Genomic DNA, 1,246 nt, shown 5'->3' on the forward strand with positions numbered 1-1,246 from the left:
GCGGCCGGGGTGCCGGGGGTGACGGGCTCGCCGCCGAGCAGGGCGAAGGCGGTGTGGAGGGCGCGGGCCTCGGCGCGGCGGGAGGAGGGCGGCGATGTGGTGGCCGACGCCGATTCGAGGGCGCGGCGGGCCTCTTGGAGCCGGCCCGCGAGGAGCCAGTACCAGGACAGGGACGTGACCAGGCGGAGCGCCGCCTCCGGGTTCGCGGCTGTCGCCGTCGTCAGCGCCGTGCGCAGATTCGCCGTCTCCGCCCGCAGACGCAGCATCCGCGCGCGCTGCTCAGGGCCGCGCAGGCGCGGCTCGGTCTCCTCGGCCAGCCGCAGGTAGTACCGGAGGTGCCGGTCGCGTACGGCGGTGACGTCGCCCATCGCGTGCAGCCGTTCGGTGGCGTACGCGGCGACGGACTCCAGCAGCCGGTAGCGCGGTCCCGCGGGCCCGTCCACCCGTACCACCAGGGAACGGTCCACCAGGCGCGCCAGCAGGTCCAGCACCTCTTCGCGCGCCACGCCGTCGCCCGCGCACACCGCCTCGGCCGCTTCGAGCGCGCAGCCGTCGGAGTGCGCGGCGAGGCGGCGCAGGACGATGCGTTCGGGGGCCGTCAGCAGCTCCCAGCTCCAGTCGATCACGGCCCGCAGGGTCTGCTGGCGCGCGGGCGCGCCACGGCGGCCCGCCGTGAGAACGCGGAAGCGGTCGTCCAGCCGGGCCGCCAGCGCGTGGACGCCCAGTGCGCGTACGCGGGTGGCGGCCAGTTCCAGCGCGAGCGGGATGCCGTCGAGGCGGCGGCAGATCGCGGCGACGGCCTCTTCGGTCTCCGAGTCCACGGTGAAGCCGGGGTCGGCGGCGGTCGCGCGTTCCGTGAACAGCCTGATCGCGTCGGCCCGTTGGAGCGGCTCGACGGGGAGAAGCGTCTCGCCGGACACCTGGAGCGGTTCCTGGCTGGTCGCGAGTACGCGCAGGCCGGGGGAGGTGCGCAGGAGCCGTTCCGCGAGACGGGCGACCGGCTCGACGATGTGCTCGCAGTTGTCGAGTACCAGGAGCGTTCGGCGCTCGCGCAGGGCTGCCGCGACGCGGTCATCGGCGGTCGTGGCCGCCGCCGCGTCGTCACGCAGGCCGAGCGCCGCCGCGACCGCCCCGGCGACGTCGTCGCCAGGGGTGCCCGCCAGCTCCACCAGCCGTACGCCGTCCGGGAATTCGCTCGCGCACGTGTCGGCGAGACGGCCCGCCGCCGCGTCGCGGCAGCCCTGCG

The 1,246-nt window shown here is 76.3% G+C and carries 1 protein-coding gene; it reads right to left on the reverse strand.

Annotation, left to right across the window (positions count from 1 at the left end; translation table 11 throughout):
- Positions 1-1,246, reverse strand: a 1,246-nt coding sequence (locus BHU15_RS37665) for an ATP-binding protein (protein ID WP_438285011.1), incomplete at both ends; no start/stop codon positions are given.

Source organism: Streptomyces niveus, assembly GCF_001723055.1.
Taxonomy (GTDB): domain Bacteria; phylum Actinomycetota; class Actinomycetes; order Streptomycetales; family Streptomycetaceae; genus Streptomyces; species Streptomyces niveus.